The sequence below is a fragment of the Psychrobacter sp. genome, assembly GCF_035469765.1.
Taxonomy (GTDB): domain Bacteria; phylum Pseudomonadota; class Gammaproteobacteria; order Pseudomonadales; family Moraxellaceae; genus Psychrobacter.
In genome coordinates, this window is sequence record NZ_DATIRM010000127.1 from 1 (window position 1) to 1,895 (window position 1,895).

At 43.9% G+C, this 1,895-nt stretch carries 2 protein-coding genes; both read right to left on the reverse strand.

Features of this window, described 5'->3' with window-relative positions:
* A partial coding sequence (gene priA, locus VLN09_RS03640) for a replication restart helicase PriA (protein WP_325243833.1) occupies window positions 1–1,414 on the reverse strand: 1,414 nt, incomplete at its 3' end.
* A 132-nt stretch (window positions 1,415–1,546) separates the two neighbouring features.
* The coding region (locus tag VLN09_RS03645; protein ID WP_325243834.1) for a Rid family detoxifying hydrolase at window positions 1,547–1,895 on the reverse strand (349 nt) is incomplete at its 5' end.

Genomic DNA, 1,895 nt, shown 5'->3' on the forward strand with positions numbered 1-1,895 from the left:
AATGAGCATCGCAACGTGGACAATCTGCCTGCCAACCACAAGCTTCGCATAATAACACTGGCGCATAGCCGCGGCGGTTTAAAAATATCAATACTTGATCGCCAGCTTCTAGTGTCTGCCGTATTGCACCAATTAACGAATCTGTCAGTCCGGTATCATAGCGCGTGCCATTATCTTGTGCTTGCTGATGGGTGCTTTGCAGGCGTGCATCGATGAGCTGCATGGTTGCAGGTCTTGCATTACCAGGGCGCGTCGACAATTGATACTCTATCAGTTTGCCATCATCGACCAGTTTTAAATGCTCAAGAGAGGGTGTGGCAGTCCCAAGGACGACTGGTATCTTAGCCTGAAATCCGCGATAAAGTGCGACATCGGCGGCATGATAACGCAGTGTGTCTTGCTGCTTATAAGAGCCGTCATGTGCTTCATCAACGACAATTAAGCCTAAATTTGCAAACGGATAAAGCATTGCTGAGCGCGTACCGATAATGATTTGGGCATGACCAGTGCGGCAATCCTGCCAACCTTGCAAGCGATAGGTATTATTCATACCCGAATGTAGCAAGACAATATGCGCAGCAAAGCGACTGGCAAAACGTGCCCGTGTCTGCGGTGTGAGTCCAATCTCAGGGACTAAAATCAGCACTTGCTTACCCGCTTCTAATACCGCTTGCATGGCTTGTAGATAGACTTCAGTCTTACCACTACCGGTAATACCATTTAATAAAAACCCTGTGTAGCACTCGGCTTTATGAGCAGCAATAATGGCATCGACGGCAAGCTGTTGTTCATCATTGAGATCAAGTGGCATTTTTGCTAATTTAACAGGAGCGGGTGCTTGTTTTGGTTCGATATAACGCTCAATCAAACCTTTATCTTCAAGTGCTTTTAGAAATGGGCGCTGCATACCTTCTAAGAGTAGTACATCTTCACTTGCGCCGCGCTCACCATGTAGCTTTAGTATATCAAACTGCTGTTTTTGCTTTTTGGCATTGGCACGAAAGTCATCATCAGTGATATGAGGCAAGATACGCCAATGGGTAATGAGAAAATCTAGTGGCTTACCTTGACGAACAAGGGTCGGCAATATAACAGCTAAGGCATCCCCAAGCGGATAATGATAATAGCGCGCTAGCCAAGAAGCGAGCGTTAGCATGCTGTCATCTAAAATGGGCTCAGCATCTAGGCATTTATTAATAGGCTTGAGCTTATTAAACGGCACACTACTCTCTGATTTTGGAATATGAGCGACCACGATACCGATTAAAGTCTGACGACCGAAGGATACCTCAACGCGACTGCCGATGTGCGGTATGGATATTGAGATAGTATCTGATGGAATACTGATATCTGTCGGTAGGCTATAGTCAAACACCCGATAAAGGGGCACGGGCAGTGCAACTTGTACCAACATAAATGGCTTCGCAGTTTGATGAGTTAATGTGAAATGGAAATAAAGATAGAGAAACGAATAAGCTTAGCATGAGGCTAAGCTTATAAAGGTTTAAAATACAATATTGTTATTTATAAAGAATAAGTATCAGAATTATTCAATATACATAATAGATTCAATTTCAACCACGCCGCCTTTAGGCAGAGCAGCAACTTGAACTGCGGCACGTGCAGGATATGGCTCAGTTAAATTGGCTATAAATACTTCGTTTAACGCCGCAAAATCATTCAAATCAGTCAATGAAACGTTAAATTTAACCACGTCATTGATGCTGCCACCAGCTGCTTCACAGATAGCTTTGATGTTTTCAAATACTTGCTTGGCTTGTGCCTCAAAACCTTCTTTTAATTCCATGGTTTTAGGGTCGAAACCTAACTGACCTGAAATATAAACAGTATTGCCAACTTTCACTGCTTGCGAATAAGTGCCAACGGCTGCAGGT